Origin of the sequence: Burkholderia sp. 22PA0106 (assembly GCF_047497155.1) — a bacterium.
In the GTDB taxonomy this organism is placed as follows: Bacteria; Pseudomonadota; Gammaproteobacteria; order Burkholderiales; family Burkholderiaceae; genus Burkholderia.
In genome coordinates, this window is the sequence record NZ_CP163162.1 from 1,796,901 (window position 1) to 1,819,178 (window position 22,278).

20 protein-coding genes are annotated in these 22,278 nt (G+C 68.0%); 9 read left to right on the forward strand and 11 right to left on the reverse strand.

Translation table 11 applies throughout. The annotated features are described in order from the left end of the window. Window positions 1-131 precede the first annotated feature (131 nt). From AB4850_RS07715 to AB4850_RS07725, 3 genes are all read right to left on the reverse strand, one after another. A complete protein-coding gene (locus tag AB4850_RS07715) occupies window positions 132-1,187 on the reverse strand; it encodes an ABC transporter substrate-binding protein (RefSeq protein WP_414439231.1) in 1,056 nt (351 codons plus the stop codon). Window positions 1,188-1,343: 156 nt separating this feature from the next. Continuing rightward, on the reverse strand, window positions 1,344-2,249 hold the full coding sequence (locus AB4850_RS07720) for a TauD/TfdA dioxygenase family protein (RefSeq protein ID WP_414439232.1): 906 nt from the start codon (window positions 2,247-2,249) through the stop codon (window positions 1,344-1,346). A gap of 200 nt (window positions 2,250-2,449) precedes the next feature. Continuing rightward, entirely contained in the window at window positions 2,450-3,364 is a 915-nt protein-coding gene (locus AB4850_RS07725) for an NAD(P)/FAD-dependent oxidoreductase (protein WP_414439233.1), read from the reverse strand. Between the two features lie 154 nt (window positions 3,365-3,518). Here AB4850_RS07725 and AB4850_RS07730 point away from each other — a divergent pair, with 154 nt between their 5' ends. Continuing rightward, window positions 3,519-3,971 (forward strand): Rrf2 family transcriptional regulator, encoded by a 453-nt coding sequence (locus AB4850_RS07730; RefSeq protein WP_414439234.1) that lies wholly within the window; start codon window positions 3,519-3,521, stop codon window positions 3,969-3,971. A gap of 89 nt (window positions 3,972-4,060) precedes the next feature. Here AB4850_RS07730 and AB4850_RS07735 read toward each other — a convergent pair whose 3' ends face one another. Next, window positions 4,061-4,966 carry a LysR family transcriptional regulator gene (locus AB4850_RS07735; RefSeq protein WP_414439235.1) on the reverse strand — a complete coding sequence of 302 codons (906 nt, stop codon included), beginning with the start codon at window positions 4,964-4,966 and terminating at the stop codon, window positions 4,061-4,063. A 211-nt stretch (window positions 4,967-5,177) separates the two neighbouring features. Here AB4850_RS07735 and AB4850_RS07740 point away from each other — a divergent pair, with 211 nt between their 5' ends. Beyond that, window positions 5,178-5,918, forward strand: a complete 741-nt coding sequence (locus tag AB4850_RS07740; RefSeq protein WP_414439236.1) for an SDR family oxidoreductase — start codon at window positions 5,178-5,180, stop codon at window positions 5,916-5,918. An 84-nt stretch (window positions 5,919-6,002) separates the two neighbouring features. On the opposite strand, the gene AB4850_RS07745 is transcribed toward AB4850_RS07740, so the two are convergent. From AB4850_RS07745 to AB4850_RS07760, 4 genes are all read right to left on the reverse strand, one after another. After that, on the reverse strand, window positions 6,003-6,770 hold the full coding sequence (locus tag AB4850_RS07745; protein ID WP_414439237.1) for a hypothetical protein: 768 nt from the start codon (window positions 6,768-6,770) through the stop codon (window positions 6,003-6,005). 385 nt (window positions 6,771-7,155) lie between these two features. Beyond that, window positions 7,156-8,454: a hypothetical protein gene (locus tag AB4850_RS07750; RefSeq protein ID WP_414439238.1), complete on the reverse strand. Its 1,299-nt coding sequence runs from the start codon at window positions 8,452-8,454 to the stop codon at window positions 7,156-7,158. Between the two features lie 320 nt (window positions 8,455-8,774). Then, entirely contained in the window at window positions 8,775-9,425 is a 651-nt protein-coding gene (locus AB4850_RS07755) for a DUF2239 family protein (protein WP_414439239.1), read from the reverse strand. 88 nt (window positions 9,426-9,513) lie between these two features. After that, the gene (locus tag AB4850_RS07760; RefSeq protein ID WP_414439240.1) at window positions 9,514-10,083 is read right to left on the reverse strand and encodes a TetR/AcrR family transcriptional regulator; all 570 of its coding nucleotides are present in this window, start codon (window positions 10,081-10,083) and stop codon (window positions 9,514-9,516) included. Window positions 10,084-10,204: 121 nt separating this feature from the next. Here AB4850_RS07760 and AB4850_RS07765 point away from each other — a divergent pair, with 121 nt between their 5' ends. Further along, on the forward strand, window positions 10,205-10,993 hold the full coding sequence (locus AB4850_RS07765) for an SDR family NAD(P)-dependent oxidoreductase (protein WP_414439241.1): 789 nt from the start codon (window positions 10,205-10,207) through the stop codon (window positions 10,991-10,993). A 96-nt stretch (window positions 10,994-11,089) separates the two neighbouring features. On the opposite strand, the gene AB4850_RS07770 is transcribed toward AB4850_RS07765, so the two are convergent. Further along, window positions 11,090-12,211, reverse strand: a complete 1,122-nt coding sequence (locus AB4850_RS07770) for a 4-hydroxyphenylpyruvate dioxygenase family protein (protein WP_414439242.1) — start codon at window positions 12,209-12,211, stop codon at window positions 11,090-11,092. A gap of 440 nt (window positions 12,212-12,651) precedes the next feature. On the opposite strand from AB4850_RS07770, the gene shiA reads away from it, so the two are divergent. The 6 genes from shiA (at window position 12,652) to AB4850_RS07800 (ending at window position 19,264) form a co-directional block, all read left to right on the forward strand. Then, window positions 12,652-13,968 carry a shikimate transporter gene (shiA, locus tag AB4850_RS07775; protein ID WP_414439243.1) on the forward strand — a complete coding sequence of 439 codons (1,317 nt, stop codon included), beginning with the start codon at window positions 12,652-12,654 and terminating at the stop codon, window positions 13,966-13,968. Between the two features lie 51 nt (window positions 13,969-14,019). Continuing rightward, window positions 14,020-14,790, forward strand: a complete 771-nt coding sequence (locus tag AB4850_RS07780; RefSeq protein ID WP_414439244.1) for an IclR family transcriptional regulator C-terminal domain-containing protein — start codon at window positions 14,020-14,022, stop codon at window positions 14,788-14,790. A 65-nt stretch (window positions 14,791-14,855) separates the two neighbouring features. Next, complete coding sequence (locus tag AB4850_RS07785; RefSeq protein WP_414439245.1) at window positions 14,856-16,340, forward strand: PLP-dependent aminotransferase family protein; 1,485 nt, start codon at window positions 14,856-14,858, stop codon at window positions 16,338-16,340. A gap of 290 nt (window positions 16,341-16,630) precedes the next feature. Beyond that, complete coding sequence (locus AB4850_RS07790) at window positions 16,631-17,659, forward strand: diguanylate cyclase domain-containing protein (protein WP_414439246.1); 1,029 nt, start codon at window positions 16,631-16,633, stop codon at window positions 17,657-17,659. Between the two features lie 143 nt (window positions 17,660-17,802). Further along, window positions 17,803-18,192, forward strand: a complete 390-nt coding sequence (locus AB4850_RS07795) for a RebB family R body protein (protein WP_414439247.1) — start codon at window positions 17,803-17,805, stop codon at window positions 18,190-18,192. A gap of 31 nt (window positions 18,193-18,223) precedes the next feature. Continuing rightward, a complete protein-coding gene (locus tag AB4850_RS07800; RefSeq protein ID WP_414439248.1) occupies window positions 18,224-19,264 on the forward strand; it encodes a hypothetical protein in 1,041 nt (346 codons plus the stop codon). A 51-nt stretch (window positions 19,265-19,315) separates the two neighbouring features. Here AB4850_RS07800 and pelG read toward each other — a convergent pair whose 3' ends face one another. Beyond that, a complete protein-coding gene (gene pelG / locus AB4850_RS07805) occupies window positions 19,316-20,686 on the reverse strand; it encodes an exopolysaccharide Pel transporter PelG (RefSeq protein ID WP_414439249.1) in 1,371 nt (456 codons plus the stop codon). A 15-nt stretch (window positions 20,687-20,701) separates the two neighbouring features. Further along, window positions 20,702-22,276: a GT4 family glycosyltransferase PelF gene (gene pelF, locus AB4850_RS07810; protein ID WP_414439250.1), complete on the reverse strand. Its 1,575-nt coding sequence runs from the start codon at window positions 22,274-22,276 to the stop codon at window positions 20,702-20,704. Between the last annotated feature and the right edge of the window lie 2 nt (window positions 22,277-22,278).

Genomic DNA, 22,278 nt, shown 5'->3' on the forward strand with positions numbered 1-22,278 from the left:
ACAAAACATCAAGATACCGGCAGCGTTTTGCGATCCCAACCAATCATTGCGGCTTTGCAAATGCCGCGCGCGGATAAGGCGCGCGCGGCGTCGAGTCAGGCGCGCGTCAGGCTTTCGCGCCGGGCACGCGCTCAACTGCCGCCCTGGATGGCCGGATCGTCGAAGAAATAGTCGTGCACCGAATTCGGCGCGTTGCGGATCGCGCCCACGCGGTGCATGAACTGCGCGAGGCCGAGCGTGTTCTGCGGCGCCGTCTTGAACTGCACCTGCGGGTCGCGCAGGATCTTCAGCAGCAGCGCACGATCGATCTTCGACTGGTTGACGCGGATATAGATATCCGCCGCGCGCTCCGGATCGGTCGAGATCAGCTTGGCCGCATCGGCCAGCGCGGCCACGAACGCGCGATACGTCTTCGGGTTCGCGTCGCGGAATTTCTCGGTGGCGTAGAGCACGGTGGCCGAGCTGGGGCCGCCGAGCACGACGTAGGAATCGAGCACCACGTGCGCCTTCGGGTTGCCGGCCAGCTCCTGCTGCTGGAACGGCGGCGTGCTGAAATGCGCGCTCACAACGTTGCTGTTGGCGAGGATCGCGGCGGCGGCGTCTGGATGCGGAATCGCCTGCGTGTAGCCGTCGAGCTTGTCGAACGACTTGTCGCCCCATTGCTTGGCGGCCGCGTATTGCAGCACGCGCGACTGCACCGACACGCCCACGGCCGGCACCGCGATGTGATCCTTCGCGGTGAAATCGGCGATCGTCTTGACGGCCGGATTGGTGCTGACGAGGTAATACGGCAGGTTGCCGAGCGAGGCCACGCCCTTCACGTTCTGATGGCCGTGAGTGCGGTCCCACACGGTCAGCAGCGGCCCGACGCCCGCGCCGGCGATATCCACCGCGCCCGACAGCAGCGCGTCGTTGACGGCCGCGCCGCCCGACAGCTTGGCCCAATCCACCTGAATATCGATGCCTTCCTTCTTGCCTTCCTGCTCGATCAGGTGCTGGTCGCGCACGACGTTCAGCATCAGGTAGACGATGCCGAACTGCTCGGCAATGCGGATCTTGCCTTCGGCATGGGCCGGCGCGGCGGCGGCGAAGCCGGTGGCGGCGAGCGCCACGGCGATCGCGGACACGGCCGAACGGCGGGCGAACCAACGGGTGCGCGCGAGCGTCGCGCTGAACGGAAACGACATCGGAAACCTCGTGCTAAGGGAGCTAAGGGATGCGAAACAAATGGAATCGGCGAACGAGCGCCGCCGCGGCGCGGCCCCGACGATCGTCGAGGGCGCAGGCGCCGGGAGGCGGTCAGGCTCGGGCTGAAGGCGGCGTCCGGCTTCGGGCCGGAATCGTCAGACCGGCAGGTCGCCTTCGATCGTGGTGCGGTAGAGCTTGCGGCGCAGATGATCGGGCGTGCCGGCCGCGAGATGCATGAGCGAGCGGTTGTCCCAGAACACCAGATCGTGTTCGCGCCATTGATGGCGGTAGACGAATTCGTCACGCACGCTGTGCGCGAAGATCTCGTCGAGCAGCGCGCGGCTTTCGTCTTCCGGCAGGCCGACGATGCGCGTCGTGAAATGCTCGCTGACGAACAGCGCGCGGCGGCCCGTTTCCGGGTGCGTGCGCACGATCGGCTGCTCGACCGCCTTGACCTGCGCGATCTGCTCGGGCGACAGGTTCGGCCGCCACGGGCTGCGCGCCTGCAGCTCGGCGTAGCGCGCCAGATACGTGTGCTCGGCGCGACGGCCCTCGACGGCCTGCTTGAGCGCCTCGGGCAGCGTGTCCCAGGCCAGGTGCATGTTGGCGAACAGCGTGTCGCCACCCTCGGCCGGCAGTTCCTGCGCGTGCAGCAGCGAGCCGAGGCTCGGCTGTTCCTTGTACGACAGATCCGAATGCCAGAAATGGCCGGCGTCGCCCAGGCCGATCGGCTTGCCGTTCTCGACGATGTTCGAGACGATCAGCACCTCGGGATGCCCCGCCAGCGCGAACTGATACAGCACGTGCTGCTGGAGCGGGCCGAAGCGGCGGCTGAACGCCACCTGCTCGGCGGGCGTGATGCGCTGGTCGCGGAACACCAGCACGTGATGATCGAGGTGCGCGCGATGAATGCGCGAGAAATCGTCGTCGCCGATCGGCTGCGACAGGTCGAGGCCGACCACTTCCGCGCCGAGCGGCGCGTCGAACGGCACGATATCGAATGACTGCCGGAACGACGGCGACGGCGATGCGGGCGTGGCAACAGCGGCGGAGACGGACACGTTCGACGATTCCTGCGAAGCAAAAACCCGAATTTATGCCCGCGCCGCCGGCAAGACAACGAAGCAAATCGGATACGAATATCACCCGATGTCATAACGGCCGGTTGCGTGCGGAAGCCGCCGTCGCCGCGCGATACCGCGACGGAATCGACGCGATCGCGACGGCGGCCGTCCGGCGCGTCAAGCCGCGCCCGGCGCGCTCAATGCCCGGCCGGGAAAATCAGCGACCGATGCGCGGCCACGCCCGCCATCACGCCCGATGACGACGCGAACGTGGCGTTGGTCATCGGGTTCGACGCGTCGCCGGCCACGAACAGGCCCGGCACCTTGGTCTGCTTCCATGCATCGACGCGCACCATCTGGCCCGCCGGCCCTTCCTCGAATTCGCAGCCCAACTGGCTCGCGAGATTGCTGGCCATCTGCAATTGCGTGCCGACGAACAGCGCATCGACCGGCACGACCTGCCCGTCGGCCAGCCTCAGGCCCGACAGCTCGGGCGCGTCGCCGAGCACCTCCACCACCGGCGAGGTCTCGACACGCACGCCGCGCGCCGCGACCTGCGCCAGTTCGTCCGCGCTCGGTTCGATCGCGCCGTGCGTGAACCAGGTGGTCGGCCCCCAATCGGAGACGAGCATCGCCTGATGGAACGACATCGGGTGCGTGGCCAGCACGCCGAGCCGCCCGTCGCGGCCGATTTCGTAGCCGTGGCAGTACGGGCAATGCAGCACGCTGACGCCCCAGCGCTCGGTCAGGCCGGCCAGCGGCGGCAGCACGTCGCGCACGCCGGTGGCGAGAATCAGCCGATCGGCGGTGGCCGTGCTGCCATCGGCCAGCGTCACGGCGAAACCCTGCGCCGTGCGCTCGGCTTGCGTGGCCTGGCCGATCCGGAACTGCACGCTCGGATAGGCCGCCAGTTGCGCCGTGGCGTCGCCGACGATCTCCTCGGGCGTGCGCCCGTCCTGCCCGAAAAAGCCGTGCGAATGCGCGGCGAAGCGGTTGCGCGGCTGACGGCCGTCGATCACGAGCACGCGCCGCCGTGCCCGCGCCAGTTGCATCGCCGCCGACAGGCCCGCGAAACTGCCGCCGACCACGATCACTTCATGATGTGACTGCATCCCAAGCTCCCGTTGAGGCCGGCCATGAATGCACGGGCCGGCACATGACATCGATTTCACGAAACATCAGGAGTTGCATGATAGGCGTGTACCATCCGTCTCGCAACTTCATTTGTTGCGTGAGTGAATGTCCTGCCCCGATCCCTGGAGAATTATGAGAACGGATAGCCGCCTGTCACGGATGCTGCACGCGCTGATCCACATGCACCGCGCCGACGGGCCGATGACGTCCGAGATGATGGCCGCGATGCTCGGCACCAACGCCGTGGTGGTGCGTCGGCTGCTCGGCGGGCTGCGCGACGCCGGCTATGTGCAATCGGAAAAGGGGCACGGCGGCGGCTGGACGCTGGCCGCGCCGCTCGATGCGATCACGCTGCTCGACGTGTATCGCGCGGTGGGCGAACCGCCGCTGTTTTCGGAACTGGTGTCGGACGATCACCCGCATTGCCTCGTCGAGCGCGCCGTCAACGCGCATCTGTCGGCCGCGCTGGCCGAGGCCGAGGACGCGCTGCTGGCGAAGTTCGGCGAGGTTACGCTCGGCTCGCTGGCGCGCAGTTTCGAGCAGGCGATGCCGACGGACGGCGGCGCCGGTCACGCGCCGGCCTGATCGCGCCGGTCACGCCCAGGGCCGATTGCACCGGTCACGCCCAGGGCCGATCGCGTCGGGCCGCGCCGCGCTCCACGCTCCAGGCCCGTTCAGGCCGGTCCGAACAATTCCCCATAAATATCCCGCAGCCAGTCGACGAACACGCGCACGCGCGGCGACAACTGCCGCCGATACGGATACAGTGCCGTCAACGGCATGGCCGGGCTGTGCCAGTCGGCCAGCACCTCCACGAGGCGGCCGTCGCGCAACGCCGGCTCCAGGTGGTAGCGCGGCGCCTGGATCAGCCCCGCGCCGCTTTCGCAGGCCACCGCGTAGTTTTCCGCGTCGTTGACCGAGATCCAGCCGCCGACGTCGTAATCGCGCACTTCGCCGTCCACCACCACCGAAAACGGGTAATCGATGCCGCCGCTGCTCGCGAAGAAACGCACGGCGCGGTGCGACGGCAGCTCGTCGGGATGCCGCGGCGTGCCGAATTCGGCCAGATAGGCCGGGCTCGCGCAGATCACCTGCGGCATCATCGCCAGCCGCCGCGCCACCAGCGACGAATCGTGCGGCCGCCCGCCCCGGATCACGCAATCCACGCCCTCGCGCACCAGATCGACGAGCCGGTCGCCGCTGCTGACCACCAGCTCGATCTCCGGGTAACGACGATGGAAATCGGCGATGCGCGGCAGCACCACCTGCGTCGCGTGCGTGCCGCTCATGTCCACGCGCAGCAGGCCGCGCGGGTTCGAGGCGTCCTGGCGCAGCGAGGCTTCGGCGTCGTCGAGTTCGGACAGCACCAGCACGCAGCGCTCGTAGAACGCGCTGCCGTCCGCCGTCGGCTTGACCTGGCGCGTGGTGCGCTCCAGCAGCCGCGTGCCGAGCCGCGCTTCCAGTTGCTTGATGGCGTGCGTCGCACTCGCACGCGGGATGCCGAGCATGTCCGCCGAGCGGCTGAAGCTGCCGGTTTCGACGATCCGGGTGAACAGCTGGAGGGTATCGAGGCGATCCATGGCGGAGCGGGATTGTTGATGTTCGTTGAATATGCGCGCTACTTTACCAGCCTGAAAGGCCCATGAATGTGGCTGAAACGCCGATTTCTCGCTCACATTATTGATGCCGGTTGAATTGTATTAGCAAACCGGGCGGGTTTATCGATGCGACCAAAGCGCGAAGAATGCATTCCTGACGGGCAACGACGCCCACTCACATCAGGAGCCAGACATGACCCAAACCTCTTCCCGCGCCGCGATCGTGACCGGCGGCTCGCGAGGCATCGGCCGCGCCATTTCGATGCGCCTCGCCACCGACGGCTTCGCCGTGGTCGTCAACTACGCCGGCAATGCCGACACCGCCCAGGAAACCGTCGATGCGATCGTCGAGGCTGGCGGCCGCGCGATCGCCGTGCAGGGCGATGTGTCCGTCGAAGCCGACGTTACGCGCCTGTTCGACGCTGCGTTCGAGGCCTACGGCCGCGTGGATGCCGTGGTCAACAGCGCCGGCGTGATGACGATGGCCCAGATCGACGCCAAGAACATCGACGCGTTCGACCGCACCATCGCCATCAACCTGCGCGGCGCGTTCCTGGTGCTCGGCGAGGCGGCCAAGCGCCTGCAACGCGGCGGCCGGATCATCGCGCTGTCGACCAGCGTGATCGCGCGCTCGTTCCCCGGCTACGGGCCCTACATCGCCAGCAAGGCCGGCGTGGAAGGCCTGGTGCGCGTGCTCGGCAACGAACTGCGCGGGCGCGGCATCACCGCGAATATCGTCGCGCCGGGGCCGGTGGCCACCGAATTGTTCTTCAACGGCAAGAGCGAGGAACAGGTCGCGCAGATCACCAAGCTCGCGCCGTTGGAGCGCCTGGGCGAGCCGGAGGATATTGCTTCGGCGGTGTCGTTCCTGGCCGGCCCGGATGGGGCGTGGGTGAATGCGCAGGTGCTGCGCGTGAATGGCGGGTTTGCTTGATTGATGCATTAAGCGGGTGCTGCGTGGTTAGCCGCACCCGCTTCATCGCGGTCGGCGATCGGCGCGGACAACGGCACGCACGATTCACCCGCGCCGCAATAAAGCCGGCAGATCACCATCGAACGCATGCGGCCCGGTATGCGTGGTCTTGAACCACGGGCACGCATAAAGGCCGCCACCCAGGTCGCGCCACTTCCGGCAGAACGACATGTCCTCCGACAGCGACCGCCCCTCGGGCGTGCGCAGAAATTCGAAGTGCTCGTACATGTGCGTCGCATGCGGCACCAGATGCCGGTAGACGGCAGGCACCTCGACGCGCGTATCCGGATAGGCCCTCGCCAGCTTCTCGAACACGGCACGCTCCAGCAGCATCAGGCCCGCGCCGCCGGCCGCCACTTCCACGGGCCGTTCGGTCTGGTTCAGGGCGCCCTCGCCGATCGCATACAACGTTTGCCGGTAATCGGCCGCGGCCATCGCCACCTGCCGGGCCGACAGTTCGGGATTGCGCCGCGCCATCTCCACGATCGCATCCCAGTTCATCTGCTTCGCCGGATACGGCCCCAACGCGATCTCGGCCTGCACCTCGTACATGCGCAGCACGTCGCGGCCCTCGAAGCCGATGTCGGCGTCGATGAACATCAGGTGCGACAGGTTCGATTCGGCGAGAAAGCGCTGGATCAGCACATTGCGCTGCTCGTGCAGCAGCGCCGTGCCGCTGACATAGAAGAATTCGAACCCGAGGCCTGCCTCCATGCACGCGCGCTGCAACGACAGCAGCCCGCTGACATACGGCATGTAGCAGCTCGATCCATAGGCGGGCGTGGCGACGAAGATGCCAGGAATCGAAGTCATGGTGGCCCGGAACGGAATGAGAGATCGGTGTGTTTATCGCTCCGTTTTATTGAATTTCGAGATGACCGTCAACGGGCGCTTGTCAATCTCGAGGGTCGCTCGCGATCGAAAATTTGCATCGAAGCGTGATCGCTCAGATAAGTTTTCTTATCTTAACGAGTCGATTTCAGACCAAAACTTGCAGATCGCAAAACGCATCGAAGGCCGGCAACCGCATGGGGACGGACCACGCCGGCCACGCGCCTCTTCGGCGCGCGATCCGTACGGGGTCGAGTGAACAGGTCGAGATCCGAAACGATCGAGGCGATCGGCTACGGCGATGGCGAATCCGACGGCGGCATCGGGACTTTTCCCGATGCGTCGCGCCGGCAACACAGGCGATGGCTCAGGCGCGGGCCGCCCAGGCTCGCGCCTGATCGTTGACGTCCTGCAGCGCGGCGACCGGCATCGCGCTCAACGCCTGCCCGGCCTCACCCGGCGCGATGCCCGCAAGCGCCGACACCTGCTGCGCCAGCGTCGCGTGGAAATCCTGCAACTGCTGCGCGTTCAGGTAATCGGCACGCACACCGGTAGCGCGCTTCTCGCCCGGCGGCGGGTTGATCCGCACCACCGCGCCCGGCGGAATCTCGACGCCGCGCGCCAGGCACGCGAGGCTCAAGGTCGCCAGATCCTCGCGGCTGCCGACCTCGATTTCGGTCAGTCGCCCGCCCTGCTCCGACCCGTCCAGCGGGTGCACGGCCTCCTGATAGGCGTGTTGCTTGCCGCTGGCCAGCGTGTGCGTGCGCAAGCCCTCCACCTTCTCGAAGCCGAACACCACCGGCACGATCTGGCCGCGATTCATCAGGCACAGGTACGGCATGGTGTCCGAACGCTCCTGCTGATCCTTGATGCCGGCCGCCGCATCGCGATACAGCGTGCGCAGCGCATCGCCCTCGATCCGCACGCGCTCGCCGTTGCGCTTGCACATCAGTACCGACCCGCGCAGCGGCAGTTGCTCGACCGACCGCGTCAGCGCCTCGGCGTGGTTCGCCGGCGTACGTTGAGCCATCAGGAACATGGCGGCGCTCAACTCGTGGGACAGGCGCTCGGTCAGCTCCGCCGGCGTGTCGGCGTCGTAGCGCTGCGCGTCGGCGGTGGGCTTCCAAGACGCGGCGCTACCTGCTCGCTCGAGCACCGTGCTGGCCAATTGGTAGCGGATGCCGGCCTGCGCGGGCGAGTTGCTGCTCGATGCGCTGCCCTTCGCGTAGCGACGCGGCCCCGAGCGCCAGTCGGCGCGCACGGTCTGGCTCGCGGGGCTTTCCGGCGTGCGCGTCGAGAAGAACACCATGCCTTCGAGCGAGCTGTGGCCGCCCTTCGGCGCGTGCCGGCCACCCGCGAGCGCCTTCGATTCGAGGATCTCGAAGCCCCACGGGCTGCCGTGCAGCGCCTCGGGCTTGCCGTGCCCGTCGGGTGCGGCCGGATTGCGCGGGCGCAGCAGTTCTCGACGCAAGGCCGAGCCGACCGGGCGCGACGCGCCCAGCGAATCGAGCACGTCGAGCGGCGTGCGGCGCTGGCCGTCGAGCTTGTTGAGCTTCGCGCCGGACGCGATCAGCGTGCGTACGCCGGAAATATCCTGATTCGCCACCGCATCGTGCAGCGACGCGGGCGCCACGCCGTCACGGCGCGCTTGCTGGTATGACTGCAAGGGCAGATGTGCCCCCCACCGCTCGGGCTGGCGGACGATGCTGTGGACGCATGATGCGGATCGTCTTGCCGCGATTCGGCGTCGTTGATGTTCAGTGGGGAGGCGTTCGAGTCGTAACGGGTGCGCATGGGCAGGCGGGTGTGATCCGCGCCGGGCGGACGAAGCCGCACGCCGCGAAGGCTCGGAGAAAAGCGGGATCACAGGCTACCGCCCCGGCGAGGCCGCGCCGAGGGCCGAATGCGAAGCGTTGTCGCGAGGATCGAAGCAGATCGACGAACGCACGACGAAAATGACGGAACGATGACGCGTCATGCGCGCCGTCATCGATCGCCCGGTTCAACTCGGCGCGGCTCCGCTTCCGGCTCGGCAAGCCGCAGCACATGCTCGCGAATATCGGCCGGCCAGCCGTCGATCCGCTCGCGAAAACCATCCGCCTCGCCCGCGAACAAGGCGCGCGAGGCCTCCTCGAAGCCGGGCAGATCGCCGGCCAGCGCCGACATGAAGTGATAGGCGCGCTCGTTCGCGGCACGCAGGCGGTCACGGCCGCCGTGTTCGCGGCGTGCGTCGTCGACGAGCTTGCGCAGCGCCACCGATGCCCCGCCCGGCTGCTCCGCGAGCCACGCCCAATGACGCGGCAGCAGCGTGATTTCGCGCGCGACCACGCCGAGCCTGGGCCGTCCGCGGCCACGCGGCGCAGCGGTTTCGGGCGCGTCCCGCGGTTCGTCGCCGGACATAGACGTAGACGCAGATTCAGCTTCAGCCGCGAACCGCGCTCGAATTTCGTCCTCGCTGCCACGCAGGTCGACGTCGATCGAGCGCCCCGTGGCGTTGTCGAACAGCAGCACCGGTCCGGTCGATTCGGCCTGCGCGGCGCGGCGCATGGCCAACGCGACCGTCGCGAGATCGCCCGACGCGAGATGCCGCACGCCGTCGAAACCGGTATAGCGGGGAAGCAAAACGGGATCTGCCATGAGGTGATGTGCGATAACGATCGATCGGAAAACATGAGCCGGGCCGAAGGCGAACGACCCAACATTTACCCGGATATAAAAAAGCGCGTCAAGCGGCAGCCGAATCGCCGTGCGGCGCGTGCTCGTCGATCCAGGCCAGCGTTTCGCGCAGCACTTCCTCCGACAGCGCCGGATCGTCGCTGAGGCGCGACAGGATCACCGCGCCGACCATCGCCGACCACCCGCCGATCGCCGCGCGCCGGGCTTCCCCGGGCGCCACGCCCTTCATGCCGGCCGCGAAACGCGCCACCTGCCGCCCCACGCTGCCGCCCAGCGCGGCGCGCACCTCGGGCGCCTGCCGCGCCGCTTCCGCGCCGAGCGCGGCCACCGGGCAACCGGTGGCGCACTGGTCCCGGTGCTGCGTGCTCAGGTAACCCGCCGCATAGCCGAGCATGTCGAGTTCGGTCCGGTCCTCGCCCTTCACCAGTTCGGCCAGCGTCTGCGCGATCAGGTCTTCCTTCGATTTGAAATAGCCGTAGAAGCCGCCGTGCGTCAGGCCGGCCGCGCTCATTACGTCGGCCACCGTCACCGCGTCGAAGCCGCGTTCGCGGAACAGCTCGCTCGCCACCTCCAGGATCTTTCGCCGGTTCTCGGCCACCTGCTCCCGACTGACTCTCATGTCGCTCTCCCATTCAATGCTTGACATGATACATGACAGACATCATGATTAAATACATGACGGTCATCATGAATAAATCGGATGACCGTTTTTACCCTACGTTCCTCTCTGGAGAATCAGCATGTCGAAGCTTCCCGTCGTCCTCGTCACCGGCGCATCCACCGGCATCGGCGCCGTCTATGCCGACCGTTTCGCGAAACGCGGCCACGATCTGGTGCTGGTCGCCCGCAACCAGTCGCGCCTGAACGATGTGGCCGCCCGCGTGCGCGCCGCGCATGGCGTGAACGTCGAAACGCTCAACGCCGACCTCACGCAATCCGCCGATCTGGCCCGTGTGGAAACGCGCCTGCGCGACGATGCGTCGATCGGCGTGCTCGTCAACAATGCCGGCACCACGATTCCCGGCGGCTTCGTCGATCAGACGCCCGACGCCATCGAAAAGCTGATCACGCTGAACACCACCGCGCCAGCCCGCCTGGCGGCCGCCGTCGCGCCGCGTTTCGCGCGCGAGGGCCAGGGCGCGATCGTCAATATCAGTTCGGTGGTGGGGTTCGCGCCGGAACTCGGTCTGTCGGTCTACGGCGCGACCAAGGCGTTCCTGAGCTTCCTGTCGCACGGCCTGCAGCTTGAACTGGGGCCGAAGGGCGTATACGTGCAGGCGGTCCTGCCGTCCGCGACGCGCACGGAAATCTGGGATCACGCCCAAACCGACGTGAATTCGCTCGGCGCAGTGATGGAGGTGGATGAACTGGTGGACGCGGCGCTGGCCGGCTACGACCAGCGCGAGACGGTGACGATCCCGACGCTGCACGACGCCGGTCAATGGACGCAATACGAAGGCGCGCGCCAGGCGATGCTGCCGAACATCCTGCAAGTGCACGCCGCGCCGCGCTACAAGCAGCCTGCCTGAGCGGCAACGGCCCTTTCGGCGGCGCTCGAACCGCCAAAGGGCCGATCGGACCCGCCGGGCCGCCGCGCGCGGCCCGACCGGATCGAAACGCGCGCGTCAGCCGTGCTGCCGCGCGTTCGCCAGCAGATCGAGATTGCCCTCGCCGAAGCCCTGATGGCCGCTGCGCTGAACGATCTCGAAGAAAATCTCGCCCGGGCGGCGCTTGACGAAAGTCTGGAAAAACAGCTTCGGCACGCCGTTCACGATCTCGCCATCCACCAGAATGCCGCGCCGGCGCAGCGCCGCCACGTCGAGCCCGTGGCCCGGCAGGCGCGCATCGATCGAATCGTAATAGGCGGCCGGCGGCTCGACGAACGTCACGCCGTTGGCGGCCAGCGCATCCACCGACGCGACGATGTCGTCGGTCGCCAGCGCGATATGCTGCACGCCCTCGCCCGGATGATCGGGCAGGTAGTCGTGCATCAGTTGCGTGCGCGCCGTGCCTTCCTCGTAGAGCGGAATCCGCACCTCGCCGTCGGGCGACACCATCACGCGCGATTCCGCCGACACGTGCCAGTTCGCGTTGATCTCGTGAATTTCGCGGAAATGCAGCAGATCGCGATAGAAATCGAGCCATTCCCGCATGCGCCCCGCGCCCACTGTTTGCGTCAGGTGATCGACCTGCACGAGCTGCCCGCTGCCCGCGTGATGCAGGTCCGCCTGCGCGGTGGCCGGGTCGATCGGGCGGAAATCGATGTCGAAGATCGAGATGTCACCCACCCCGCCCGTCAACCCGCCGCGCCCGCGCCAGCGATCCACGAAATAGATGTGCGAATCGCCGATGCCCTGAATGGCCGGGATCGCCAGTTCGCCCTTGCCGATCCGCTCGCCCTCGAACGCCCACGCGCCGAGTTCGAGCGCGCGGTCGAACGCGCGCTGCGCGCTGTCCACGCGGATGCCGATCGCGCACACGCCCATGCCGTATTCCTCGGCGTAGCGCGAGGCGAACGAATCGGGTTCGGCGTTCAGCAGGAAATGCATCTGGCCCTGCCGGTACAGCGTCACCGCCTTGCTGACGTGCCGGGCGATCGCCTTGAATCCCAGTTGCTCGAAGCGGCGCGCGAGATCGTCGGGCGCCGGCGCGGCGAACTCGACGAATTCGAGGCCGGCCATGCCGAGCGGGTTGTCGTCCGCGGTAACGGGGGGCGTCGCGGACGACTTGGGAAAGTGGCTGGACATCCGTGGTCTCCAGAAGCGGGGGTGGCGTGGCAAGGCTCGGCGGCGGCCCGGGGCCGGCTGCGCCATCGCCGCAATTTTAACCGTATCGTTCATTACAGCCAAAGTGCCGATTGCGGCGCGGCACGCGGGCGATGCGTCGGCCGGCGTTTTCGGCCAGCGTTTCGCGACAGTCTGAAGCGAATCGAACCCGCTCGGCAATCGGGCGCTTCCAGCAGCGTCGCTCGGGCTCCGGCGAATTTTCGCCCTAGTGCTAACCCGAAAAACGTTCGATGATCGCACGCAATTGAACGATAATCGCGCTCCCGCGTTCGCCAAGCATTGTCGAGCCGCCGCCGCGCCCCTATGCTGCGAGCAATTTCATCGCGACGACAGCCAGGCGCGATGTGAACTCCGGGCCGCCACGCGGCCGGAACCGGGACCCGCACGACAGGAGACGCCACATGACCCCCGCATTCGATTCACTCGACCAGGCGAGCGCCCAGCGCGCCCGCGCCCAGGCCCGCAAGGCCGCGATCGGCAGTTTCGTCGGCGCGGTCGTCGACTGGTACGACTTCCTGCTCTACGGCATCGTCGCGGCGCTGGTGTTCAACGCCGAGTTCTTCCCGAAGGTCAGCCCGACGATGGGCACGCTCGCCGCGTTCGCCACGTTCGGCGTGGGCTTCCTGTTCCGCCCGCTCGGCGGCGTGGTGTTCGGCCACTACGGCGACCGGCTCGGACGCAAGAAGATGCTGGTCATCACGGTGATGATGATGGGCCTGTCGACGGTGGCGATCGGCCTGCTGCCGACGTTCGCCTCGATCGGCTGGTGGGCGCCGGTGCTGCTGGTCGCGATGCGCGCGCTGCAAGGCTTCGCGGTGGGCGGCGAATGGGGCGGCGCGGCGCTGATGGCGGTGGAAAGCGCGCCGCAGAAGAAGAAGGCGTTCTACAGCAGCGGCGTGCAGGTCGGCTACGGCGTGGGGCTGGTGCTGGCCACCGGCATCGTGTCGATCCTGAGCCACACGCTCGGCGACGACGCGTTCCGCGCCTGGGGCTGGCGCATTCCGTTCCTGGCCAGCGTGGTGCTGGTGCTGATCGGCCTGTGGGTGCGCGCCAGCATGGACGAATCGCAGGAGTTCGTGCAGAAGGTCGAGAAGACCGGCCACAAGCTCAAGATGCCGGTGCTCGAGGCGCTGACGCGTCACCCGAAGGCGTTCCTGTTCATCATCGCGCTGCGTCTGGCCGAGCTGTTCACGATGTACATCGTGACCGCGTTCGCGTTGAGCTACTCCACCACCAACCTGCACATGTCGCGCGAGCTGTTCCTGAACATCGGCCTGCTGGTCGGCGCGATCAGTTGCGTGACGATCCCCTGCTTCGCCTGGCTCGCCGACCGCTTCGGCCTGCGCCGCATCTACATCATCGGCGCGCTGATCGGCCTGGCCGCCGCCGTGCCGTTCTTCGTGGCGCTGGAAGCGCGCTCGACGGTGTGGATCGTGATCTTCGCGGTAATGCTGGCGAACATCGCGCACGACATGGTGGTCAGCGTGCAGCAGCCGCTGTTCACCGAGCTGTTCGGCGCCGAGTACCGCTACAGCGGCGCGGGCGTCGGCTACCAGTTCGCCAGCGTGGTGGGCGGCGGGTTCACGCCGTTCATCGCGGTGGGCCTGGTCAGCCTCGCGAGCGGCTCGTGGCATCTGGTGGCCGGCTATCTGGCGCTCGGCTGCCTGATCTCGGTGATCGTCGCGGCCCGGATGCGGATTGCACCGGCGGCGTCCTGATGCGTTCATCGGCCGGGCGGCGCACGCGCTGCCCGGCCTGCTCGACCTGAGATGAAGAAAACCCCACTCGACAAGCGCGACTGGATCGCCGGCCTCGAAAAAGGCCTGATGATCCTCGAAGCGTTCGACAGCGAACATGCGCGCATGACGCCCACCCAGGCGGCCGCGCGCACCGGCCTCACGCGCACCGCCGCGCGCCGCTATCTGCTCACGCTCGAATCGCTCGGCTACGTGTACACCGACGGCCGGCTCTACGGCCTCACGCCGCGCGTGCTGCGGGTGGGCTGGTCGTACTTCGATTCGGCGCGGCTGCCGCGCACCGTCCAGCCCTATTTGCAGCAACTGAGCGCGACGCTCAACGAATCGGCCTATGTCAGCGTGCTCGACGATTGGGAACTGGTGGTGATCGCGCGCAACGGCGTGTCGCGCGTGATGACCACCGGCTTCGTGCTCGGCGCGCGCGTGCCGGCGCCGCTGGCCTCGGCCGGCGTGGTGCTGCTCGGCCACCGGCACACGCCCGAGGATGTAGCCGCGTGGCTCGACGCCACCGAGTTGCCGCCCTACACGCCGCACACGCTGACCAATAAAAGCCGCCTCCAGCAACTGATCGCGCAGGCGCGCGACGACGGCTACGCGCTGATCGAGCAGCAGTTGCAGGTGGGCGTGCGCGGCATCGCGGTGCCGCTGAAGAACCGCCAGGGCGAAGTCGTGGCGGCCTTGAGCACCAACATGCCGATCGGCAACGAAACGCCCGAGGCGGCGCTCGCGCGCGCCTTGCCGCCGTTGCAGGAAACCGCGCTGGCGATGTTGAACGTGCTCTGAGCGCGCCGTCGCCGGCGGCAGGCGTGCCAGAATGTGCCGTCTCCCACCCCGCAGGACCGCCGCGCTTGGATCTCCAGCTCAGTCTCCACGGCCGTCGCGATCTCGCCGGCCAGCTCTACCGTCAACTGCACGCGGCGATCGTCGGCGGGCGGCTCGCGGCCGGCACGCGGCTGCCGTCCACGCGCGATCTGGCGCAGCAACTGGGCGTGTCGCGGAAAACCACGCTCGACGTCTACGAACGGCTCTCCAGCGAAGGCTATCTGGAGACGCGCGCCGGGCACGGCACGTTCGTCGCGTCGGGTTTCGCGCCGCCGGACGACGCGCTCGACGCACTCGATGCGCCCGACGCCAGGCGCGCCGCCCGCGATCCGCTTCCCGACCCCGCCGATCTCCCCCAGCTTCCCGCCCGCGCCCATGAAGTGTGGTCGCGCGTGCCCGTCGATCTGGCGATGCCGATCTCCACGCCGCCGCTCGCGTTCGATTTCCGTGGCGGCATCACCGACAAGACGCGCTTTCCGTGGGGCGACTGGCGGCGCTCGCTGAACCACGCGATCCGCGCACAATCGCGTGGCAGCGGCGAATATCGCGACGCGGCCGGCGACCCGAACCTGCGCGTGGCGATCGCGCGCTACGTGGGCTTCAGCCGTGCGATCGCGTGCAGTTGGCAGGACGTGGTGGTGACCAACGGCGCGCAACAGGCGCTCGACCTGCTCGCGCGCACGCTGGTCGGCCCCGGCGACGTGGTGGCCGTCGAGGAGCCCGGCTATCCGCCCGCGCGCGCCGCGTTCGAGGCGCTCGGCGCCACGGTGATCGGCGTGCCGGTGGACGCGCACGGGCTGATCGTCGAGCAACTGCCCGACGCGGCGCGCTTCGTCTACGCCACGCCGTCGCATCAGTTCCCGCTCGGCATGCCGATGAGCCTGGCGCGCCGCGTCGCGCTGCTCGACTGGGCACGCCGCCGCGACGCGGTGGTGCTGGAGGACGACTACGACTGCGAATTCCGCTTCGACGGCCGCCCGCTCGAACCGCTCAAGAGCCTCGACCGCGACGGCCGCGTGGCCTATGTCGGCACGTTCTCGAAGACCTTGTTTCCCGAGTTGCGGATCGGCTATGCGATCGCGCCGCGCCCGCTGATCGCGCCGCTGCTGAAGGTCAAGCAGATCGCCGACTGGCATTCGGGCACGCTGATGCAGGCCGCGCTCGCGCACTTCATGCTCGACGGCGCGTTCGGCCGGCACCTGCGGCGCATGGCGCGCGAATACGCGCTGCGGCGCGCGCGCATCGCGGCCTGGCTCGACGGCGAACTCGCGCCGTGGTTCGCCCCGGTGGCGGCGTCGGCCGGCATCCACGTGGCCGCGCCGTTCCGCGCCGCGCTCGACGAGGCCCAATTGCTGGCCGCCGCGCGCGAGGCGTCGATCGCGCTGATCGGGCTATCCGCGTTCCATGCGCACACCCCGGCCGTGCCAGGCGTGCTGTTCGGCTATGGCGGCATCGATGCGCCGCATATCGATACCGCGATGGCGACACTCGCGCGGCTGGTGGAGCGCTGAAGCCGACGCTGAAAACAGCACCCCGACGCCGCGTCGTGCCCTGACGAATCCGCGCGCCGAGCGCGCCGAAACCGCGCAGCTTACAGCCCTCGCGCGGCGCGCAAGGCAGGCGTAAGCCCGTCACACAAATTCACGCGCAGGCCCTCTCCCGGCCACCGGAATTTGCTTTATGCTTGCGCGCAAGCGCGGGCAGGCCGGACCCGGCACGCGCGATCGAACCGGTTCAATCCGATGCCCGCGCGTCCCGAGCCCGAGCCGCCGCGCATGCGTCTTCCGTGCAGGACATCCCCGTGTCGCTCCAGCCCCCGTCTTTCGCTCCTTCCGCCGAAACCCTGCTCGAGATCGTTCGCTCGCAAACCGAGATCGCCAAGCTCGGCCTCGACCTCGGCGGCGTGATGGCCTATGTCGCCGAACGCGGCCGGCACCTGACGCACGCGCAAAGCGCCGTGGTCGAACTGGCCGAACAGGACGACATGGTCTATCGCGCCACCGCCGGCCTTGCGACCGACCTGCTCGGGATGCGCCTGAAGCGCGCCGGCAGCCTGTCGGGCCTGTGCGTGCAGACGGGCGAGATCCTGCGCTGCGACGATTCCGAACTCGACGAGCGCGTGGACCGCGAAGCCTGCCGCCGCGTCGGCCTGCGCTCGATGCTGGTCACGCCGCTGCGCCACCTCGACACGACGGTGGGCGTGCTCAAGGTGATGTCGCCGGAAATCGGCAAGTTCGGCGAGGCCGACATCCAGGTGCTGCAACTGATGTCGGAGTTGATCGCGGCCGCGATGTTCCACGCGGCGCGCAGCGAAACCAACGAGCTGTACGTGCGCGCCACCCACGACGCGCTGACCGGGCTGCCGAACCGCGCGCTGTTCTACGACCGTCTGCATCAGGCCGTGCAACTGGCCCAGCATTCGGAAGGCGCGCTCGGCATCCTGAACCTCGACCTCGACGGCCTGAAGCCGATCAACGACCACTACGGCCATCGCGCCGGCGACGCGGCGATCCGCGAGGCGGCCGCGCGCATCGCGCGTTCGGTGCGGCGCTCGGATACGGTCGCGCGCGTGGGCGGCGACGAGTTCGGCGTGATCCTGCCCGGCATCGCCGGCCGCTCCGATGCGCAAAGCCAGAGCGAGCGGATGACCGAAATGGTGGCCGAGCCGTTCGAGTTCGAGGGGCAGCAGCTCGATCTCGGCGTGAGCGTCGGCATCGCGATCCTGCCCGAGGACGGCGTGGAAATGACCGGCCTGATCGACCGCGCCGATCAGGCGATGTATGCCACCAAGCGGCAGCGCAAATCGGGCGGCGGCCAGGGCGAGCGCTGAACGCCGGAGGGGCATGGCGCGTTGTCATACGAATGCGCTGGCGCGCCGGCGGCGGCCATGTCACCATCGCCGCACGATTGCGCGGCCGCGCGATCGCACGACAACGCCGATCCACCGTCCGGCCCCGCGCCGAAGGAGCGAGCATGGCTTTCCCCACCGCCGTCAACAATCAGATCACCGACGCCGTCACGCAGGCCAACGTCAAGGTGCTCGGCGACGCGCCAGCCTCGTCGGTCGGCGATCTGCCGAGCCAGGCGATCTCCAACGCCCTGCACAACGCCACCAGCGCGCCGCATGTCGACGTCAAGGTGGTCCGCGACCTGCACGGCGTGAGCCTGGACGATCTGTCGCCGGGCCAGGCGCAGGCGCTGTCGAATGCCGTGCACAACGCCACCTCGCTGCAAAACCAAACCGTCTCCTCGTCCCAGGCCGCCAACGTGCAAGGCGTCGCCACGCTTTACACGGTCGATACGGCCAGCACCGGAGACACCACCGCCCACCTGCTCGTCGTGCATCCGACGCACGGCATCTGAGCGCCCTTCACCTCATCGCAGGAAACCCGCCATGCCCCTGACCCTCGCCGGCCAAGTGATCCGCAATGCATCGAACCTGTCCGAGGCCGCCCGGCTCACGCTCGATCTGATCGAAGGCGGCGCCGCCTGGTTCGCCTGGGCCGTGGCCGCACCGAACGCGCGCTACGACTTCGCCGACGAAACCCAGCTCGTGGCCGCCGTGCAGCAAGGCCTGCATGCCGCGCCGCTGGCGCTGCTGCCCGCGCTGCGCCTGCTGGTGAATCCGATCAAGCTGCTGTCGCTGGGCGCCCACGACCTGCGTGTGCTGGCCGCCGGCGAAGCGTCGGGCGCGGCGTCCGAGGCACTCGAACGCGCCCGTGCGCTGCTCGACGCCCACCAGTTGCTCACGCAAGACGCGCTGGCCGCCGGCACGGATTTCCTCGCGCAACTGGGCGTGGATGGCGCGCCGCTGTTCCAGGCGGTCGATCTCGACGGCCGCCTCGCGCTGGCCGTGCTGGCCGGCATGGACGAAGTCGCCCGTCACCCCGAATTCGTGCAGCACGAGGCCGCCGCGTTCGCCGTGGCCAACGCGCGCACGGCGCTCGAATTCGCCGACCTGTTCCGCTTCTACCTGGACAGCACCGAGCGCCTCGGCAACCCGGCGGCCCATGCCGCGCAGCGCCGCGACGCGGCTCAAGCGGCGCTCGACCACCTCTACCCGGCGCTGTTCGGCGCGCTCGACTGCCCGCAGGTGACCGGCCTGCCCGCACCGTTCGAGGTGGCCCAGGTGGTGCGCAATTGGGTGGCGTCGGGCCGCGCGCTCGGCTTCGTGCGGCTCTCGCGCGGCGCTTTGCAGGTGGCGCGTCACGGCGGCTATCGCGGCGAACAGGGCGAGCAGGCGCAACAGCTCGTCGCGCGCTATCTGGCGGACGCGACGGCGTTTCTGATGGAATCGGAAGTGTCCAGCGGCGTGCTGGGCCAGGACGGCGGCACCTGCTCGTACCCGATCGGGCGCGACGGCCGCCATGCCGTGGTGCAACTGAGCCACGGCGGCCTGATCTCGCTGGCCACCTACCAGGCGGCCGGCGTCTGAACGGCAGGCGGTGTGCGGCGGCCGGGCGTCAGCCGCGCCGCCGCGCCATGCTCATTGCAGCATGAACGTTTCGTACTCGAGCGTTTCGAGCTTGCGGTCGAGCCAGTAGAGGCTCGCCAGCATCACCACGAACAGCGCGCCCGCGAAACCGTAGCCGTAGGTGGCCGGGTTCGCGTTCAGCGTGAACGCCGTCAGCAGCACGTTGAGCGCCACGAAGCCGCCCACCAGCCACATCACGATGCGCCGCTTGTCGAGGTAGAAGAACACGTTGAGGATGCCCATGAACACCACCTGCATGCTGGCGGCGATCACGTCGATATAGAGCAGCGGCAGGTACAGCGACGGGATGTGCAGCCACTGCAGCAACGTAGGCGCGGCGGCGAACAGGATCAGCGCGGCCATGCCCTGGATCTTCAGGATTTCCCACACGCCCTCGCGCAGCGCTTCCACCATCGCGCGCTGCATCCGCTCGATATGCTGGAGCGAGGCGCCCTCGCGCACGGCCTCGTAGAACGCGTCGTAGTACTCGACGAAATCGGTCTCGATGCGCAGCAGGAACACCGCCATGCCCGGGATGATCGCCAGGTACGCGAGGAACACCGGAATGTCGTAGATGATCGACGCGCGCAACGGCCCGATCACCGGCTGGCCGGTGCCCGCCGAGTACCAGAACATGAACTTGTCGATCCAGATGCCGAGGTTGTACAGGAACCCGATCAGCATCAGCGACGGGTAACGGTAGCGCTTCTCGAAGATCTCGAACGAGATGAAGCGGTCGCTGTCGAAATCGCGGTAGATCAGCCCGAGCAGGCCGCACAGCAGCAGCGTCTGGCCGATCACGAAGCCCGCCAGCAGGCCACTCAGGCCGAAGCGCTCCAGCCCCAGCGCGGCCAGCGTGGTGACCGCATAGCCCACCGCGAACACCACGATGATCGCCACGTAGCGCTTCATTCCCGACAGGAAAATGGTGGCGATCCAGATGTTGCTCATCACCACGAAGCCGGCCAGCATCAGCATGCGGTAGCCGGCCGTCTGGCCGCCGAACGCGAACAGCGTGACCAGCGCGCCGATCACGGCCGAGGCGGCCGTCACCACCAGCATCACGGCGTGGAAGTTCGGCAGCACCAGGTCGCGGCGCTTCTCGAACAGGCGGTCCGACGTGAAGCGCGTGTACCAGAGCTGCAACGGCCCGGTCAGCACCAGCGACACCGCGATGAGATAGGTCACCGACACCTGGAACTGCGTGACGGCCCCCGTCGGCGTGACGAACGGCACGCTGAGCACGCCGATCAGCAAAATCCCGACGATCGACAGCACCCACGGCCCCGCGCCGATCAACCCCGCATAGGTATAGGCCTGCATCATCCCCGTCAGCGTGTTGCGACGGAGCATCTTGCGCAGTTCGAATCCGATTCCGGCCATGGTTCGCGGCCTCCTTCAGTGCATCGGGCAGGCCAGCGGCCCGCCCGCGGCCGGCTGCGCCGGCGCCGCGATCAGGCGCTGGTACAGCGTGCGGTACGAACCGATCATCTGGTCCTGCGTGTAATAGCGCTCGACGCGCGCCATCCCGGCGCGCTGCGCGGCGTGCCAGTTGTCGTCCTCGAACAGGTCGAGCGCGGCCTCGGCCAGCGCGCGCGGGTCGGCGATCTGCACTACGCGGCCCGCCGTGCCCAGCGCGGCATCCTCGCCGGGCAGGCCCTCGATCAACTGGCGGCACGAGCCGACATCGGTGGTCACCGACGGCACACCCGCCGCGAAGCCTTCGAGCACCACCAGCGGCAATGCTTCGGAGATCGAACTGAGCACCAGCATCCCGCACTTCGGCAGCAGTTCGTCGATCTTCTGGAAGCCGAGGAACTTGACCTTGTCCTTCAGGCCCAGGCTGTCCACCAGCGCGCGGCATTCCTGCGCGTAGGCCAGATCCTCGTCTTCCGGGCCGGCGATCCACGCCTCGGCGTCGGGCATGCGGCGCAGCACGGTCAGCATCGCGCGAATGAAGGTCTTGATGTCCTTGATCGGCACCACGCGGCCGATCAGGCACAGCGTTTTCGGCACCGCGGCCGCGCGCTTCTCGCGCAGCGGCGCGAGGCGCGCGAGGTTCACGCCGTTCGGGATCGTGCCGGTGCGTTCGGCCGGCGCGCCGTCGATGATCTGGCGCTGCCGGTTGCCTTCGTACAGCGCGATGATGTCGCTCGACGCGTCATAGCAGGCGCGGCCCAGCGCCTGGAAGAAGCGCACCCACAGATCGCGGAAATAGCCGACCTGCGACACGTCGCGCTCGAAGATGCTGCGGTTGTCGCGGATCCACTCGCTCTGGAACAGGTCGATCTTGCGTTCCTTGGTGTAGATGCCGTGCTCGGACACCAGCAGCGGGCGGCCCGTGCGGTAATGCGCGAGCGCGCCGAGAAAGCCGGCATAGCCGGTGGACACCGTATGCAGCACCTTGCCGGCAGGCAGCGCTTCGGCGATCCGCGCCAGTTGCCAGAGCGGCTTGTGCATGATCCGCACGGTCCAGAAGTAATCGACGAACGACGGATCGGTGCAGTGCTTGCGGTACTGGTCGGTCAGGTATTCCCAGGCTTCCTTCGAATACAGGAACGCGTCCTCGCTCAGTGCGCCGCCCGGCTTCAGGTCGGCCAGCATGTCCTTGAGAAGTTGCGCGCCCATCGTGCGCATCGCCGGGTTGCGCATGCTTTCGTGCAGCGCGGCCGAGCGGGCGAACGCTTCGGGGTCGCCGCTCATCTTCTTGACCAGCGGCGGCGGCGCGAAATCGTAGAGGTAATGATTCTCCAGATGCACCACGTTGTCGGGCAGCGCGTAGTGCTGCTTGGTGTAGTCCTGCGGGCGGCTGCCGAGGAAGCACAACGCGAAGCTGTGCTCCGGGAACGCCCGGATCATCTGGTTGACCCAGCTCGACACGCCGCCGCTCACATACGGAAACGTGCCTTCGAGCAGCAGCAGCACGTCGGCGGAGGCGGCGCGCGGCAGCGCGGTCGGGGGCGGTGTCGTCATGG

Bases quoted from the DNA above. Each gene is read 5' to 3' on its own strand.
- AB4850_RS07755 (WP_414439239.1), bottom strand. From the start codon at position 9,425: ATGGCAGATCCCGTTTTGCTTCCCCGCTATACCGGTTTCGACGGCGTG.
- AB4850_RS07765 (WP_414439241.1), top strand. From the start codon at position 10,205: ATGTCGAAGCTTCCCGTCGTCCTCGTCACCGGCGCATCCACCGGCATC.
- AB4850_RS07715 (WP_414439231.1), bottom strand. From the start codon at position 1,187: ATGTCGTTTCCGTTCAGCGCGACGCTCGCGCGCACCCGTTGGTTCGCC.
- AB4850_RS07735 (WP_414439235.1), bottom strand. From the start codon at position 4,966: ATGGATCGCCTCGATACCCTCCAGCTGTTCACCCGGATCGTCGAAACC.
- pelF (WP_414439250.1), bottom strand. From the start codon at position 22,276: ATGACGACACCGCCCCCGACCGCGCTGCCGCGCGCCGCCTCCGCCGAC.
- AB4850_RS07745 (WP_414439237.1), bottom strand. From the start codon at position 6,770: ATGACTTCGATTCCTGGCATCTTCGTCGCCACGCCCGCCTATGGATCG.
- AB4850_RS07730 (WP_414439234.1), top strand. From the start codon at position 3,519: ATGAGAACGGATAGCCGCCTGTCACGGATGCTGCACGCGCTGATCCAC.
- pelG (WP_414439249.1), bottom strand. From the start codon at position 20,686: ATGGCCGGAATCGGATTCGAACTGCGCAAGATGCTCCGTCGCAACACG.
- AB4850_RS07725 (WP_414439233.1), bottom strand. From the start codon at position 3,364: ATGCAGTCACATCATGAAGTGATCGTGGTCGGCGGCAGTTTCGCGGGC.
- AB4850_RS07770 (WP_414439242.1), bottom strand. From the start codon at position 12,211: ATGTCCAGCCACTTTCCCAAGTCGTCCGCGACGCCCCCCGTTACCGCG.
- AB4850_RS07800 (WP_414439248.1), top strand. From the start codon at position 18,224: ATGCCCCTGACCCTCGCCGGCCAAGTGATCCGCAATGCATCGAACCTG.
- AB4850_RS07780 (WP_414439244.1), top strand. From the start codon at position 14,020: ATGAAGAAAACCCCACTCGACAAGCGCGACTGGATCGCCGGCCTCGAA.
- AB4850_RS07760 (WP_414439240.1), bottom strand. From the start codon at position 10,083: ATGAGAGTCAGTCGGGAGCAGGTGGCCGAGAACCGGCGAAAGATCCTG.
- AB4850_RS07795 (WP_414439247.1), top strand. From the start codon at position 17,803: ATGGCTTTCCCCACCGCCGTCAACAATCAGATCACCGACGCCGTCACG.
- AB4850_RS07740 (WP_414439236.1), top strand. From the start codon at position 5,178: ATGACCCAAACCTCTTCCCGCGCCGCGATCGTGACCGGCGGCTCGCGA.
- shiA (WP_414439243.1), top strand. From the start codon at position 12,652: ATGACCCCCGCATTCGATTCACTCGACCAGGCGAGCGCCCAGCGCGCC.